The organism is Flavobacterium sp. FG19, from assembly GCF_057809475.1.
The window spans coordinates 42077-57928 of the sequence record NZ_JBMDKA010000030.1; the positions used below are offsets into that span (position 1 = coordinate 42077).

The window sequence follows — 15852 nt, forward strand, 5'->3', positions numbered from 1 at the left end:
ATCTTATTTTTGAGATTTAATTTCTTTGTAAAACTGATCAAAATTCATAATTATTTGTTCTAATATTTTATGAGTCAATTGAGTAAACTGATTTAGAAGAGTTTGAGTTTCAATAGCCAAATTAAATAAATCATTCGTATTTATATTATCCAAAGATTCTATAAATTGTTCTACATCTTTACTTCTATGAGCAATTACTTCATTTCTGATCTTGCTCAAACTTTGTTTTCTCCTATTTAATTCTTTGTAAGAAGTTCTATAGCCAAGTATTTCATCTTTTATTGAATTAAAAATTTGGCTCGATGAAATAAAATTGTAAAAATGAGAACTCATCAATGCGTGTATTTTCTCTAAGTGCTCATTTAGAATTAAAGAAATTGATCTTACATAAAATTTTTTTTGCCACTCATGCTTTGAGTTCAAATAACCGTCAATAGTTACATCTAAATCCAAAGACGTTATAGAATTAAATATGCAAACATCATAGAAATTTTCTAGAGGTTTTATTTTTAAAGACTTACATTTATTCTTATTGTCTATTAAAATATTTAAATCCTTCTTTTTTAAATCATAATTGCCTTCGTTCATGCTTTTATTGTTATTAGATTCACAAAAAATTAATCTCTCATTTCAAAATTAAATGATTTAAATTCTTCCCAATTTCTCACAAAGTTCATTCCAATTGTACTGCTATCGGAATTAAGAGCCGAATTATATAAATCTTCTCCTAAATTAGTTTTCGTTAAGTTTGAGATATTATATTTTTCATCTTGAAGCACTTTTATCATGGGAATAATTTCTCCTGCCTTAAAAATACTACTTGGCTCAAGCTGATACAGCGTAAATGAAAGCTGAAGTTTGATTTTTAAATTGAGTTTATCTAAAACCCTTTGAAAGTAAGGTGCTAAAAATATGCTGTAAATTGTGTCTAATTTTTCAAATTTCAATTTTGTTTCGTTCCCAATCGCAATATTTGGCATCATATCTAATCCCGCAATAGAATAGCGAAATAATGACACAATTTCAAGAAATATTTGTATTGACTGAAATACATCCACCTGATTTCCTCTTATCGGAATTGGCGAAAATAATGTGTGCTCAAATTTAAGATTTTCTCCTGAGTGGCGATCATGGAAAATCTCATTTCGAAATCGTCGAAATTCATTTACCCTATTGTAAATCCCAGTCTTTTGTATCTTCATTTTGTCATAACCGAGTTCGTCAACAAGAAAAGCAATTCTTCCTGCGACTTCTTTTCTAATTATTTCGTCAGCATTTTTCTTCTTAATTATCGCTGTAATTTTGCAAAGAGCATTTATATAAGCCTCTAAAGCTAAAAACCACATAGATATACTCAATGTATTTCTCCTGCCTTTATTTATAAAGTTATCTTGATTTTCAAGATCCTGAATATCTAGCATCGTATTTACAAAACCATGAATTGAATATTCGTTGTAAGTTAACTCAATTTGTGGACTACTTTTATAGCTTACAATTGATAAAAACTGGAGTTGGTAATCATTATGCCTATAATCTTCAAGATACATATTATTTGATGTTTAAGAATGAAAGTAATAGTTTTAAATCATTGTAAATAAAGTAATTACTGGTCAAAAAAAATAGACTATATAAATTTATTCTTTTGCCTAATTTAAAAATATTTTTTTCAAATGAATCTATAATGGTTAAAATTATAATAGTCTATAATTTAAATTTATAAGATATTTTTTGTCAGAGACTCAAGTTTATAAAAGACAAACTACAAGTTTAAATAATGTACACTAATTACCTAATTTATTACCTTTGTATTAATGGATAAGAATCTTTATATAATAGCCGGTTGTAATGGTGCAGGAAAGACTACTGCTTCTTTTACAATCCTGCCTGAAATTTTGAATTGTAAAGAATTTGTAAATGCAGACGAGATTGCCAAAGGACTTTCTCCTTTCCAACCTGAAAAAGCAGCTTTTGAAGCTGGAAGGATAATGCTTCATAGAGTCGATGAGTTATTAACCAATAATGAAGTTTTCGCTTTCGAAACTACTTTAGCAACAAAAAGCTACAAGCAGAAAGTGATTGCAGCTCAAGAAAAAGGCTATAAAGTAGTTCTTTTATTTTTTTGGCTCGACAGTGTTGATCTGGCAATCGAGAGGGTCAAGACAAGGGTTCAGGAAGGCGGACACAATATTGAAACCGATGTTATTAAACGCAGATATAAAAATGGAATAGCTAACTTATTTGATATATATTTGCCTATAGTTAATGAGGCATTGATTTTTGACAATACATCTGTAAAAGCTGAATTGATAGCTCAAAAAACTTTGGGCAATGACATTGAAGTTATAAATGAAATCAAGTTCGATAAACTCAAAAATGACCAATCATGGGAGAACACAAAACAACAACAACGACACCGACTCAGAAGAAGATTATAGAGGCAATGGATAAAGTTTCTGAAAAATTAATTGAGTTTAAAAAGAAAAATAACAGCGATCTGGTTGTTATGCAGGATGGTAAAATCGTAAGGATAAAAGCCAGTTCTTTGTAAAATATTATTTCAATAACATTGAAAAGCTCTCAGAAATGAGAGCTTTTTTTATTTGCAGACTTAAAAATTATTAGGAAAATAATTAAACTAAATCTACTTTCGCATAAGCTGGAAAATGCTAAAAGAACGTTCTTTATATAGAGATTTTTTGCAAGAGGTCATTCACTGTATAGGAAAATTTTACAGACCCTTATAAGTATAAGTACAACGGAAAAGAATTGCAGGACGAGCTGGGGCTTGGGATGTACGACTACGGAGCAAGAAATTATGACCCTGCACTTGGTCGCTGGATGAATATTGACCCTCTTGCTGAAATTTCAAGAAGAAATTCTCCATATACTTATGCTCTTAATAATCCTGTATTTTTTATTGACCCTGATGGTATGGCTGACGCTTCACATAGAGATACTACTCCTGATAAGGGATTAACTCCAACGCCAGAAACACCAAATTTTAGAAATAATTTGCCTGAGAGCTGGGCAGGAGATGACAACATTGACCCATCAAAAAAAGGACAAGGCACAGATACAGGAAACGCACAATATGTTGGTAAAGATGGATTGCCTAATGGAGTAGATATGCCGGCAGAAGAATTAAATGAAGTAGTGGTAAAGGGATATAAAAGCCAATCTTACTTTCAAGGTTACTTCGATACTTATAAGCATATAGATGGAATGAATCCTTATTCGCCATATAACCCGAAATGGATGAATCCTGATGCAGTAGGAATAACTACGAATGTTCATTTAAATACTGGTTTGATTGGCGAATTAAATTTAATTGGAGGTTTCGCCTTTAGTGATAATCATAGATTAGGAATTTTTGGAGGAAGAAGTGGCAATTTTGGCTACACTGGAAAGTTAGGTATGCCAAGCATAGACTGGGGTATAACAATAGACTCTCATTATATGTATGGAGGAGAAACGGATGTTTTTCATGGAATGGAAGGTCACAGTAAAGGTTATTTTGTGGGTTATGAATACCTTGCGGGTTATTCAACAGCAGCTATTCAAACTGCTAATGGTGGATTTATACCTAGTCCCTCTGGGACTGAAACATTTAGTTTGGGAGTTGGTACAGGTCTAGGTACATCGATTTCAAAAGTTACTATTTGGGAGCCTTTTAAATAAAAATAAAATGGATATAAAATTAAAATACTTAGTCTTATTATGTACTTCATTATTCTCTTCATGTTTGAATGCCGATTGTGAACAGGTGTCAGAAATTTATAGAGAAAAAGAATGTTTACTAATTGTAAAAGATGTACCTCATAAATATGGAGTTTATTTTAAAATAAAAGGTACAAGTTTAAAAACTGGAAAAGATACATTATATGATGAAGAAAATAGATGGTTTAGTCTTTACTTTGAAAACATCGAAAAAGGTGATACAATTATTAAAAAGAAAGGAGAGTTAGTCTTTAGTATTCATAAAAAAGATACAACTTTCAACTTTAATTGGGAATGCCAAGGAAAAATTTATAAATAAAAATTAAAAAATGAAAAAGTATAGTTTTAGTGTTCTAATTTTTTTGGTATTAACAGCATGTAATTTTAATGTGAATGCAAATTATGAAAACGAAGAAAATGAAAAGGAAAATGCAGAATCTACTATTGCTTTATTTTATCACAGAACAGAAAAAGATGATATTGATAGTATAATGAATTTGTTCAGTGATTCATTTTATAAAATTTCCAATAGAAATAAATTTAAAATTTCTTTAATTGAGAAAAAAGAAATATTAGGAGACTTTAAATCTTATGCTCTGGAAGATTGGAAAACAACTAGAACGGAAGGAACTGCTCCAAAAACTGAATATCTTTTGGTTTATAAAGTTGAATATAGTAAATACAATTCCATTGAAACTTTTTCATTAATAAAAGAAAAAGGCGAAATAAAAATATTAGGTTACCATGTTGAATCTAAAGGTTTCTCAAAAAAGTAGGTAATGGGTAGTGTTTCAAAGTTAGTGATATGAGATTTGGTAGTGTTACGGATTAGGTGTTTTGATAATATATCCATGTAACTAACTGAAAAAGAATGTCAAAATTAAATTATTGAATAGAAAAGAGACGACCAGTAGGTCGTCCCTACTCTGCAAAGAGTTCCTTATAAAAAGCTGCGCAAATGTCTCTAGACTGCCCCCAAATAGTGTCTAACTTTTTGGGGGCAGTTCATATAGACTTTGCGCAATTTTTTTGTAGTTTAAATACGAAAGACCTGTCAAAAGTCTCCCGACTTTTACCGATCAAATCTTAACAGTATTTTATTTTAGAAAATTTTGTTATAAAGTCAGAGACTTTATGGCGTGAACGTTTTTAATTAAATTTGTTTGAAAGGCGCAAAGTCGGAGACATTTGCGCAGCGTTGCGAATAAGACTTTGCGGAGCAAGGAAATTTTTTATGATACAGTAGTTCCAAATAATATTTATCACAATATAAAACAAGCAAATAAGAGCGTGCCACGAACAATATTATCAAGAAAATGAGAAATAAAGTTTTAATTAGTCTATGCATTATAGCGTTAATGTGTGTTAGTTGTAATGAATTCAATACAGCAACACCCCAAGCATCTTCAACAATTTCAAATTCAAAAGAAAATGGTTTTTATCTCTTCACAGCAAATAAATTGCAAACTGGAGATTTAGATATTATCGATTCTGTATGGATTGAAAAAGTTTGGCATTATAAAGTTATAAAAGGAGAAAAAAGAAAAGTTGCATTATCTTCAAATAATCAAATTGTCTTGAAATTAAAAAAAACAAGCAAAGAGTTTAAGAAAAGTGAATACTTGTTAGAATGGAAAATAGAGGAAAAACATTTTGGTAATTTAGGTTCAGGCAATGGCGTTTTTATGATAAGATACCCTAAAAACACTAAAATTGATACTCTTTATTTTTTGTTACATAATGAAAATGATAAGTCAACTATTGATATTGGGACATTTGTTAATGAATCAAAGTTAGTGAAAAAATAGGCAATGCATCAGATGTGTTGGTGGTTAACAATTGCATTTAACATCAATAGATAATGTGATATTTTAGTAACATTACATAAAATTAAAACAACCTTCGGTTCGTCTTGAATTAAACAAGCCATTCCCCCGCCCTGCGAAGAGTACCTTATAAAAAGCTGCGCAAATGTCTCTAAACTTTTGGGGGCAGTCTACTCTGACTTTGCGCAATTTTTTTTATAGCTCAAATAGGAAAAACTGCCAAAAGTCTCCTGACTTTTACCGTTCAGGTCTTAACCGCATTTTTATTTTAGAAAATTTTGTTTTAAAGTCAGAGACTTTATGGCGTGAAGGTTTTTAATTACATTTGTTTGAAAGGCGCAAAGTCGGAGACATTTGCGCAGCGTTGCGGGTATCCACTTAAAAGGTTAACAAAAATGAAAGCCATTCCAAAACGGGCAGGGAAATAGTTTTGTAAATTATTCCTGATTACAGCGAATTTTATTTTCTTTCAGGCAATTCTCGATATTGGTTAATGTACCACTTTTTCTGTTTTCGTTGGAGTTTATGTCATGGGCGAGAAAGTGCGTACACATGTTTATAGCCATAGCATCTCTTTCTGCATCCGATTGAAAACCGCCAATAAATTTCCATTGACTTGCTTTTGTTTTGTATTTGTCGGGCGCGTAACGTGGTTTTTCTCCAATGTGTAAGACGGTTACATTTGGAGTTACACATTTCAAAACTTCCATTGTTAAAGTGTCAACACCTTTAAAATCGCAAACTACAAAATGGACATTTTCCATTTCTAATAATTTATCGATTGCATTTTTATAATAGAACATATAATCATTAAAGCTGAGGTTGCCATTTCCGAATATGTAGACTTTTGATAGCATTGGTGTTTTTTAAAATTTAAACAGTTCAGTAAAATCTATCTGTAACGCTTTACAAACTTTTTCTAAAGTTGAAAGCGTTGCATTGACATTTCCTTTTTCCAATCGAGACATATTACTTTTTTCAAAGTTACATTTTGATGCTAAATCTTGCTGAGAAAGATTTTTCTGAATTCTAATTTCCTGAATTCGTTTTCCGACTTTTTGTTGTATGGTATCGTTCAAAATAAATTATCTTTTATGATAATTCAAATTTTGTTATATATTTGCCTAAATCAGTTATCATATATGATAACTATTAAAAATTAACATATTATGGAAACAACCCAGCCACAACCAACAGAAGAAATCAAAAAACTAGCCTCACGTTATTTAAAGGCACTAAAACCCGGCGGAGATAAAACCGGACTTTATACTGCCGAAATCAAACTGCTAAGTTATTATGAGTTAAGTTGTATTATGACCAATATGCTCAGACTTTGTGTACTGGCGCTGGATCAGGGAAACGGTAAAACAACAAATGAAAATTCGTATCAGGCCATTAACGTTGGCTTAATTTTAGAAACGGTACTCGAACTGTTTCCGGAAAGTGAGTTTGAACTGCTGGATAAAATTAATGAACTTGCTGCCGGAGCATCTTAATAGCAGTAAAAAAGTATTTACTTTTTTCGTTTCATGGTTTTAAAAATGGTCAGCAGTTTTTTTAGTTTTTCGGTAGAATCGGTGCTGCCAAAAGCATGTACATAAGTGTCCCAGCCGTCACTGCTTCCGCTGTTCACAATGGTTTGAATAGCGTATTGACCCTGGCAGTTATAGAGTGTCCAGTCGCCATTTTGGTTCAGTATTTTGCTTTTTAAGGCCGTAGTTTTGCAATCCGGATTTTGTGCTTCAAATTTACTGGGATGATTGCCTAAGTAAAAACCGCCTGTAAATGGTGCTGCAGCCGTTGTATCTTTGGGATGAAAATAAAAAACAGAAAAATCGGGGCCTCTGTTTTCTGTAATCGTATATTCTTTTGGAACAGAAATGTAATAACGGCTGTCTCCAATTTGTTTTTCGGTTAGTTCTTTTACATAAGGATCTGTAAAAGAAACTTTGTCTGCTTTTTTATGATCAGACTGGCAGGACACAAAAGCCAGCAGGAATACAATACATCCTGTTTGAAGCGCTGTTTTCATTAAATTAGAGACGTTTAAGATTATAAAATATGCTGTTGACCGTTACCAGAATTTCCACCAGGGTTTTGAGTCCGCTTCCTCTGTTTCCGGTGCAGTGCTTTCTGTTACCGTATTCTCTACGACAGTATTTTTGGGCTGTTCTCGTATTGGGGCTTCCTTAATTGGTGTTTCGCGTTCTTTTGGCTGTACTTCCTTTTCTTTATTCGGGTATTTTTTTCGGTGCAGTTCGACTACAAACTGCAATAAGGCCTCCACACGATGCAGTTTAGGGTAAATAGAAGCCAGATAAAAAGCCAGGATATTCAATTTGTCTTTAGACAAGCTCATTGACTTTAAGATCGATAAAGTTAAAAATACGCTCTCTGAACTTTTCATGATAACCGCCAATTTTTAGATAATAGTCAAATGCGATCTTGTTTTTCATTTCGTCATCGGCCAGAACAAGTTCTTCGAGATAAGTCATATTGTTGTCGTTGTAATCAAAGGCAACAATAGAGGTTATGGCATGTACGAGTGTGTTTTTTAGTTTTTCGTCGAGACTGCCAAAACCTTCTTCATATATATAAATATCCGAAACCTCATTTAAGTTTTCATTTTCTGTAATTTCATTGAGCCAGTCCAGGGCATCAATCAGCATTACATTTTGGTTTGATTCCCTTGCCAGAAATAATTGAGCAGAGTTGATTATTTTAGTATGAATACCGGCGTTTAATTCTTCTTTTGTCATGAAATCTGGCTTTAGGGATTTAAAAGGATAGTTTTTGAACGGGTTGTATAGTGTGAAAAATGAATGTTGTTTTCTTTTAAACGAATATATAAAACTTTTTAAAAGAGTTTATTGTCTTATTAAAAACATTTGCCGTTTATCTTTTATAAGAACGATACAGGCAGGGGAGTGTTTAAAACAAAAAAGCCCCGGATTTCTCCGGGGCCTTATGTTATATTTTAAAAGGATCGTTTAAAAGTTGGTATTTACTTTTTTAGAACGATCGGCAATATAAGAGATCAGCCAGGTTACCTGTCCTTCTTTTACAAAATATACTTTTTTTGCTGCCAGATTAGGAATACTTTCCAGACAGGTCAAAAGAATGTTGTTGGCCGAAATAAGGTATTTCTGGTCGTAAGTGCTTAAAACTCTCGCTGCTTCGGTATTTGTTTTAGCAAGGCTGGTGTATTTACCAAAATTGTTTTTCAAAACAGCATCGTAATCAATAACGTCCTGCAGGTTTATAGCGATATAATGTTCTTTTACGTTTTCATTGTAATAAAGAGTAGAAAACGCCCAAACTGCACCGCCTGATAAATAAATTTTGTCTTTTTTGGCCAATGGAGGATTGGCATCAAACATGTCCTGGGTTTTCTTGCGTAGAATCGGGCTGTAATCAAAAGACTTTTCCTGATAAGTGGACATGTCATTTACCTGGCTCTGGTTTAAAACGGTTTTCTTTACTGCGTCAGTCAGCGTCATGGTTCCAAAATCCAGTTCCAGCGGAATAAATTCGAGTTTGTTGTCTTCCAGTTCATCGATATAACCGCCTTTAGTCGTTTGTGCCCCAATATCCAGCAGGAAAGCATTAGCGTAATCAACCGGAGGCATAGCGCCTTTTACTAAGGTTTTGGCTTCTTCGTTTACATTAAGAACATCAAGGTTTTTGTTGGTAAGCAGTGCAATTTTATTTTTTAAAACATCAACATTGCGTGCCGATGCAAAAACAGGAGCGGCTACTATAAAGATGTTTTCTTCCAGAATTTTATGTTCGGCTCTTATTTTCTTTAACTGATCTACAACAGTATTGCCAATTCGGTTCAGATCGTCCTGCGAAAGCTCGCCGGTGTTAGCGATATGTTCGGCAAAATTAATACGCTCTGTCGAGAACGAAAGGATTTTATAATCGGCCTTTCTGATATTGTTTACATCCAGAACTGAAATTTTTATGGCTCTGCGTCCTATTTCAATTCCGGCATAAAGACTTTTTTGAGAGAAGGCCTGAAGGGAAAAAAATAAACTGAAAAGGGTAAAAATTAAAATTAGGGGGGTGTGTTTTTTGAGCATTGTGTTTAATTATGATTATAGTAGAATTTGTTTCTGAATAAAACTTTAAAATGTTTTTAGTGGTATTTGTGTGAAAGTCATAATTTTGAATTGAAAATAAGGGCTTTCGATATAGGATTGCAAATTTATAAAAACATTTACTAATATAAATTCAGTTACCGTGAAAACTAATATTAAATTTAAGGTACCCGGTACAGGAGGGTGTTTTTTTTCAAAATTAGTTTTGTTTTAGAGAAAAAGCGTTTATTTTTCGGGCGTTATTTTCTGTTTAGGATTATGCCGGATTTTAACAATGCCATTACGGAACGTTTATTTAATTTGTCCTCTGATTATCAATTATGAAAAGAATTTTATTAATTATAGTGGTCTTGTCTGCCGTTTCATGCAGGTTAACACAGCATTATACCAAGTACATTGATGAAAATGAATACGGAAGGATGCATTTGAAAAAAATGAAATTTGAAGCGTCTTTTACAAATGAGATGAAAGGTAAAATTGAAGCAGATGCCGTGTATTTTAATTTTTACGAAAATAAAAGCATCAATTTAAAGGGATACGGTTATTTGAGATTTTTTAAATCGGGTCAGTTTGCTTATTTTAGAAGTGAAGTTAACAACATTGATGTCAATAATGTTCAAAAGGCTTTTATAGTAGGGTATTATAATGTGGCAGGTAGTATTTTGTTATTAGAAATTCCCAATACTTCATTTAGTAAAGCCGGAAAACGAGTCATTAGAAAATTTGAAATACACGGAGATACATTAAAAGAGATCAGGAAAAAAAATGAAACAGAAACGGTATTTACCAAAGTAAAAATAGACAATATTAAGCCGGTTCTGCCGGATTGGTAGAGCTGAAATAGTTATAAAAAATTAAAAATAGCTTCTGATTTTTTAGCAGTTTTTTTAATAACAGGGAACAGATTCTTAACAGTCCTTTTAAATTTGATCGTTTGGTATCGTAAAGACAAGATAATATAATGATCTCACTTTTTTTCCTTCCAGTTCTGCCGGATTCCATTTGTCTAACAGCTTTAGTACCCTTACCAGCTCTTTCCCTGAGCCATATCCGGAGTCTCTTCGTATTTGGAAATAATTTAAACTCCCGTTTTTTTCCACTATAAAAGTGGCATAAATTTTAGAACTTCTTCCTTCTTTTAATTCTTCGGGTACCACATAATTCTTTTTCAGAAAATCATTTACTTTATCTATGCCGCCCGGGTAGCTGGGTTTTACTTCAACAGACTGCGTTGTGTAGATATAATTAGGATCGCCGGGCTCAAAAAAACGGGTATCGGTGAAACCGTAATAATCTACAGGATCTTTGTAAAGAGCTGCATTTTTATGGAAATCATCGTACACGAAGTAATAATACTGTTTGTTTTTTTCTAAAAGAACCATGATAAATGATTGTCTTATTCTTTTTAAATATAAAACAGCGGCATTATCAAGTTGTAATGCAGGATTGCTGGCAATAAATTCTGAAGTGATTTCTTTGATATCGGTTTTGTTTGTTTTCTGCCACTTTAAATAATACAGATTGGATACATGATTGTTTCGGTTAACGGAATCTATCAAAGCAGAATATTTTACTTTTCGTAGATCGTTTTTAGTTTTTCCATCGCTTTTAATGAATTTTACTCCCGTTGAATCTTTATAAATAAAGAATAGTCCTTTATCCTGATTTGGATTTGAACTTTTTGCGGCACAATCTCCTGATTTTTCTATTTTCTCCAAAAAGAAGCTTATGTGGTTAGGGCCTTTAAATTTATAGGTTCCAAAGGTTCTTGTAAAACAGTCATTTCCGCACGGGGCAGTATACCCGCTCATAAACGTTTTTTTGGCAGTAAGCTTAAAATAGTTTCCGGAGAGGCTCTCACTGTTTTTATAAAGATCATATTCCCATTCATCATCCAGTTCTATCAGGTTGTTAATATTCCAGTAGTCTAAAAACAAGGTTTCGTAATCTGAAACCTTTGTCTTTTTGTTTTCTGAGTTTTGATTTTGAGAATGACAGGTCGTAATGAGGCCTAAGACAAAACAAAGTATGTAAACTGATTTTTTCATAATTTTATTTTCCGGATTTTGGAATATTTCAAACAGGGTTAGTTTTAATTGTCAGGACGGTCTAAGTATTCTTTTCCATCAAGGCTCAGCCAGCCTTTTTGTCCGTTTGGTAATTCAAAACGGGCATATTTTCCTTTAAATTCTTCTAACTTTTTATATTTAATTTCTTTCATGATTGGGTAATACGTAAACAGGCCGTTTTTTTCGATTAAATAACTCTGCTGGTCTAATAAGGTTATAGAATCGCAGTTCTTTGGCAGGTCTGCGTTGTAAGTTTCCATTTCTTTATCCGGATTTTCGGTGATCAGATAGTCAAGTGTTGTCAGGTTAAATTTCCCGTTTTTGAGTTTTGTATATAAATAAACCGGAAGATGGAAAGTGGTTCCCATTGCTTCAGAATAAGAGGTCAGCCAGACAGCTCCTTCGTCTGCATATTGAATGGTTTCAAATCCTTCTCTGTTATACAATGGATAAGAGTGTGTTCCCGGCGCCGAAAAGTTTAAGGTAAGAGAACCAATAGTACCAGAATCGATATAAAAATGATCTTTTTCGGATTTAATTTCAAAAATAATATAGGTATCCGGAAAATAGGGGGCACTACTTGTGTCATAAGACGAATCTTCTTTTTGGTAATTTTCGCCAATCAGGTTTATTCTTCTTAAAGTATTCCCTTCAATTACCTGCATATTTGGATAAAACCGGGAGAAACTAAATGCCCGTACCTTTTTTAAGTTCAGTTTTTTAAAGGCATAATTATAAAGTTCAATTTCATTTCCTTTATAGGCTGCTATAAAATAACTGTTACTTTTTATAGAGTCAAAAGATGCCTTTACCACTGTTTCGTTGTAAAGGTTTTTAATCTGTAGTTTTTTGTTTCTTAAAGTATCTGTTCTGTAAAAATCGTCATTAAGGTTTAGGTCATTTCTAACCAGCTGCATGTCTATGGCTTTAAGGTTTTTACACGGTACAGTTTCATAATTAGTAAAAGAATCATTCAGGCTGCTTTGATCAAATAAAAAACGAATATTCTTTTTTGTGGGGATAATAAAACCCTTTGCATGATACATGATTTTTTTGCCGGCTCCAAAATCTAAAATACAATAATGCAGTATATACTCATTGGTTTGACGCCTTAACGAATCATCTAATACACTCACAGCAAAGAAGTTTTTATTGTATTTGTAAATCTGGTAGTTATCATCGTCAAGATTGTTTTTAGTGATAAATTTTCGATTATCCAGATTTTCAAAGTCAGATGCGGTAATTTCGGAAGCTGAAACGGTTGCGGTTTCTTTTTTTACTTCTTCGATCTCTTTTGTGGTTGTTTTTTTTAATTCATACTGAAAACCAAGAGCCATTTTTTCATAATCATCAGCATCCTGAAGCTGTAAACGAAAATAGCTGCTGTCTTTTTTTATAAAGACCCCTTTATCAGCATTAATAAACTGCAGCTGGCCTTCTTTAATTTTAAATACCTTTTGTGCAAAACCTGCTTCAGCTATCAAAACTAAAAGGAGCATTATTTTTTTAGCGTAATTTATATTCATAGAATCATTTGGTTTTAGCCGGGAAAATGGATTACAACAGCGATAAAACTGCATTTGTTTCTTTTTATAATGAGAACACTTTAATACAAAAGGTTGGGAAGCTAAAAAAAAATCGCTAAAAAAATGATTCACTAACAGCTTTATGAAGTTTTGCTATACAAACTCATCATACAAATGCCGGAATAGTTAAATTAAAAAGATCTTTATTTCTCTACTCTTTTGAAATCTAAATCCTGAAAATCAAAACTAAAATCGATGTTTGGAGAAATACCTTTCATTTTAACAGATTGGGCTTTACCCGTTTCGTCTAGTGAAAACAAAACAAAAGCATCACAATTCATGGCCTGATATTCCCATTTTACGGCAAAGGTGTTGGCATTGTAAAAAGCCATTGGACCGTTTAGTTTTGGCGAACGAAGACATTTGATCCACAATTGTTTGTTGTTTAAAAATACTTCTGCTTTTCCAAACCAGGGATCTTCATAAATACCAATAAAATCCTCGTTTTTTATTTTAGTGTTTTTTGCAGAAGCAGCTTTTTTCCAGACACTTTTGGTTACATCATCACTTTCCGTTTGATCTTCGTTCAGCCATTGGGCTACTTTATCTGTCCAGCCAAAATCATCCAGACCTAAATAACTGTCCTCAATAGTATTGGATACCGCAGTAAAAAGACCGCCGCCGCCATTTTCAGTATTCGTCAGAATAACAATTCCCAGGTTTAGATCAGGAAATAACGTTACTTTAGATAACATTCCCGGCAGACCGCCTGTATGTTCTACCTTAAGATTTCCTTTTGAATCTGATATAAACCATCCTAAACCGTAACCATTAAAATGAGAATTGTATCTCGGATCAGCATCTGTACGCATAATGGTATGTAAACGCCACATTTCGTCATGATTTTTTAAAGAGAACAAAGCCGATTTTTGATCTTCGCCATATTTGCCTTTATTTAATCGTACCATCATCCATTTTGCCATGTCGGCAGCGTTGGAGTAAATACCTCCTGCGGCACTTGCTATGCCTATATCATAAGCTTCAATTGTTTTGATGGTTCCGGATACGGAAGAATGCGGTACGGCAAGATTTGTTTTGTCTTTCAGCAGATTTCCAACAAAAGTATGGTTCATCTGTAAAGGCGTTATAATTCTTTGTTGTACAAATTGCTCATAAGACATTCCGCTGACTTTTGCGATTATTTCCCCGGCAATTATATAAAGTAAATTATCATAGTCAAACTTAGTTCTAAAGGCAGAAACAGGTTTAAAATGCTGAAAACTTTTGGTTACATCCCGTATTGTAAAGTTGGATCCGTCGGGAAAAAACATCAAATCACCAACACCTAATCCAAGTCCGCTGCGATGCGTTACTAAATCCTGAATATTAAAATTTTCTGTAACATAATCGTTATACATTTTAAATTCAGGCAGGTAATTTTTAACCTTATCCGTCCATTTCAATTTACCTTCGTCTTCTAAAATCGATAAAGCAGCTGTTGTAAAAGCTTTACTATTGGATGCAATTTGAAAATTGGTGTATTCGTCTACTGCTTTTTTGGTTTCGACAGAAGTAACTCCGTAACCTTTCGAGTGAATTATTTTTCCATCTTTAACCACCGCAATGGATGCTCCGGCAACTTTAAATCTTTGCAGCGTATTTAGCATTAAGGAATCAATTTTTGCAGAGGATAACTGAGCAAATGATGCCGAAGATGCAAAACAAATAAAAAGTAATAAAGCGAAACGAATTCTCATTTTTTTCATATTAATTTCATTTTTGGAGGTATATAAAAAACAATTCAAAAGAGTATTACAATTTTTAAATTATAAGCTGAAAGGGTATTTAGTGATGACGAATATAAGAAATATCTTTAATCTATTGTCAAATTAAAGAAGCCTGAGAAACTATGATTAATGTTGGCGTTTCAAAAAGAAAAAATCCTTATTCAATAAATGAAGAAGGATTTTTATTTTATTACGTTTTAGAAAAAGAAGTAACCAACGGATACCTGAAATACGCTGTTTTTATTTTTAATTGAAGAACCCTCTACATTATTAATGTCAGTTAGTCCCAGATTGTATCTGACCCCAAAATTAAGTCCGTTTTCAAGTTTGTAGCCTATACCAAAATTAACACCAAAATCGACAGTATTAAACGAATCTTTTACATCTGTTTTTTCATTTTTAGCCGAAACTAAAAAGCCTATCTGCGGTCCTGCTTCAAGACTCAATCCTTTTGTTACATAATATTTTCCCATTAAAGGAATGTTCAGATAATTTAAGGCAACTATATCATTATTGAAACTATAACCCTGGCGGGAGTACATTATTTCGGGTTGAAAAGAAAACTTTTCGGACAATGGAATTTCTGACATAACACCAATATTATACGATGTTACAAAATCAGCATTTTCGGTATTATCTTCACTGATAGTTGCAAAGTTTAAACCCGCTTTAGCTCCAAATTTAATTTTTTGGGCATTTACATTCATAAATCCTAAAACTGTAAAAACAGTTAATACTAAAATTTTTTTCATAAAAAAGTGATTTGAATTATTTGGCACCAAAATTCAAAAAAGCAAAATTAGCAGAGGTTTCAAAACCTTAAA

General features: G+C 32.7%; 19 protein-coding genes and 1 pseudogene. 8 read left to right on the forward strand and 12 right to left on the reverse strand.

What is annotated here, in order from left to right:
• Positions 1-3: 3 nt before the first annotated feature.
• Positions 4-588: an AbiU2 domain-containing protein gene (locus ACODST_RS23230; protein WP_488934480.1), complete on the reverse strand. Its 585-nt coding sequence runs from the start codon at positions 586-588 to the stop codon at positions 4-6.
• Between the two features lie 29 nt (positions 589-617).
• Positions 618-1547 (reverse strand): hypothetical protein, encoded by a 930-nt coding sequence (locus ACODST_RS23235; protein WP_488934481.1) that lies wholly within the window; start codon positions 1545-1547, stop codon positions 618-620.
• Positions 1548-1811: 264 nt separating this feature from the next.
• Between ACODST_RS23235 and ACODST_RS23240 the strand changes: the two genes are divergently transcribed.
• The 6 genes and pseudogenes from ACODST_RS23240 (at position 1812) to ACODST_RS23265 (ending at position 5525) form a co-directional block, all read left to right on the forward strand.
• Positions 1812-2435 (forward strand): ATPase, encoded by a 624-nt coding sequence (locus ACODST_RS23240; protein WP_488934482.1) that lies wholly within the window; start codon positions 1812-1814, stop codon positions 2433-2435.
• On the forward strand, positions 2384-2548 hold the full coding sequence (locus ACODST_RS23245; RefSeq protein ID WP_165768443.1) for a hypothetical protein: 165 nt from the start codon (positions 2384-2386) through the stop codon (positions 2546-2548). The genes ACODST_RS23240 and ACODST_RS23245 overlap by 52 nt, the downstream gene beginning before the upstream one ends.
• A gap of 191 nt (positions 2549-2739) precedes the next feature.
• Positions 2740-2934: pseudogene (locus tag ACODST_RS23250) on the forward strand (RHS repeat-associated core domain-containing protein); the annotation flags it as partial.
• A 751-nt stretch (positions 2935-3685) separates the two neighbouring features.
• Positions 3686-4036, forward strand: a complete 351-nt coding sequence (locus ACODST_RS23255) for a hypothetical protein (protein WP_488934483.1) — start codon at positions 3686-3688, stop codon at positions 4034-4036.
• A gap of 10 nt (positions 4037-4046) precedes the next feature.
• A complete protein-coding gene (locus ACODST_RS23260; RefSeq protein ID WP_488934484.1) occupies positions 4047-4493 on the forward strand; it encodes a hypothetical protein in 447 nt (148 codons plus the stop codon).
• Positions 4494-5033: 540 nt separating this feature from the next.
• Positions 5034-5525 (forward strand): hypothetical protein, encoded by a 492-nt coding sequence (locus tag ACODST_RS23265; protein WP_488934485.1) that lies wholly within the window; start codon positions 5034-5036, stop codon positions 5523-5525.
• Between the two features lie 455 nt (positions 5526-5980).
• Here ACODST_RS23265 and ACODST_RS23270 read toward each other — a convergent pair whose 3' ends face one another.
• Positions 5981-6400 carry a hypothetical protein gene (locus tag ACODST_RS23270; protein WP_488934486.1) on the reverse strand — a complete coding sequence of 140 codons (420 nt, stop codon included), beginning with the start codon at positions 6398-6400 and terminating at the stop codon, positions 5981-5983.
• 9 nt (positions 6401-6409) lie between these two features.
• Entirely contained in the window at positions 6410-6622 is a 213-nt protein-coding gene (locus ACODST_RS23275) for a helix-turn-helix domain-containing protein (protein ID WP_488934487.1), read from the reverse strand.
• 90 nt (positions 6623-6712) lie between these two features.
• Here ACODST_RS23275 and ACODST_RS23280 point away from each other — a divergent pair, with 90 nt between their 5' ends.
• Positions 6713-7039, forward strand: coding sequence for a hypothetical protein (locus tag ACODST_RS23280; RefSeq protein ID WP_488934488.1), 327 nt, complete (start codon positions 6713-6715; stop codon positions 7037-7039).
• Positions 7040-7056: 17 nt separating this feature from the next.
• Here ACODST_RS23280 and ACODST_RS23285 read toward each other — a convergent pair whose 3' ends face one another.
• From ACODST_RS23285 to ACODST_RS23300, 4 genes are all read right to left on the reverse strand, one after another.
• Positions 7057-7575 carry a hypothetical protein gene (locus ACODST_RS23285; protein ID WP_488934489.1) on the reverse strand — a complete coding sequence of 173 codons (519 nt, stop codon included), beginning with the start codon at positions 7573-7575 and terminating at the stop codon, positions 7057-7059.
• 42 nt (positions 7576-7617) lie between these two features.
• Complete coding sequence (locus ACODST_RS23290) at positions 7618-7902, reverse strand: hypothetical protein (RefSeq protein ID WP_488934490.1); 285 nt, start codon at positions 7900-7902, stop codon at positions 7618-7620.
• Positions 7889-8302 carry a hypothetical protein gene (locus ACODST_RS23295; protein ID WP_488934491.1) on the reverse strand — a complete coding sequence of 138 codons (414 nt, stop codon included), beginning with the start codon at positions 8300-8302 and terminating at the stop codon, positions 7889-7891. The genes ACODST_RS23290 and ACODST_RS23295 overlap by 14 nt, the downstream gene beginning before the upstream one ends.
• Before the next feature lie 231 nt (positions 8303-8533).
• A complete protein-coding gene (locus ACODST_RS23300) occupies positions 8534-9628 on the reverse strand; it encodes an exopolyphosphatase (protein ID WP_488934492.1) in 1095 nt (364 codons plus the stop codon).
• Positions 9629-9966: 338 nt separating this feature from the next.
• Between ACODST_RS23300 and ACODST_RS23305 the strand changes: the two genes are divergently transcribed.
• Positions 9967-10479 carry a hypothetical protein gene (locus ACODST_RS23305; protein ID WP_488934493.1) on the forward strand — a complete coding sequence of 171 codons (513 nt, stop codon included), beginning with the start codon at positions 9967-9969 and terminating at the stop codon, positions 10477-10479.
• Positions 10480-10566: 87 nt separating this feature from the next.
• Here the strand turns inward: ACODST_RS23305 and ACODST_RS23310 are convergent, their stop codons facing one another.
• The 4 genes from ACODST_RS23310 to ACODST_RS23325 form a co-directional block, all read right to left on the reverse strand.
• The gene (locus ACODST_RS23310; protein WP_488934494.1) at positions 10567-11694 is read right to left on the reverse strand and encodes a hypothetical protein; all 1128 of its coding nucleotides are present in this window, start codon (positions 11692-11694) and stop codon (positions 10567-10569) included.
• 44 nt (positions 11695-11738) lie between these two features.
• Entirely contained in the window at positions 11739-13241 is a 1503-nt protein-coding gene (locus ACODST_RS23315) for a hypothetical protein (RefSeq protein WP_488934495.1), read from the reverse strand.
• A gap of 203 nt (positions 13242-13444) precedes the next feature.
• Positions 13445-15007: a serine hydrolase gene (locus ACODST_RS23320; RefSeq protein WP_488934496.1), complete on the reverse strand. Its 1563-nt coding sequence runs from the start codon at positions 15005-15007 to the stop codon at positions 13445-13447.
• 218 nt (positions 15008-15225) lie between these two features.
• Positions 15226-15780 (reverse strand): porin family protein, encoded by a 555-nt coding sequence (locus tag ACODST_RS23325; protein WP_488934497.1) that lies wholly within the window; start codon positions 15778-15780, stop codon positions 15226-15228.
• Positions 15781-15852 lie beyond the last annotated feature (72 nt).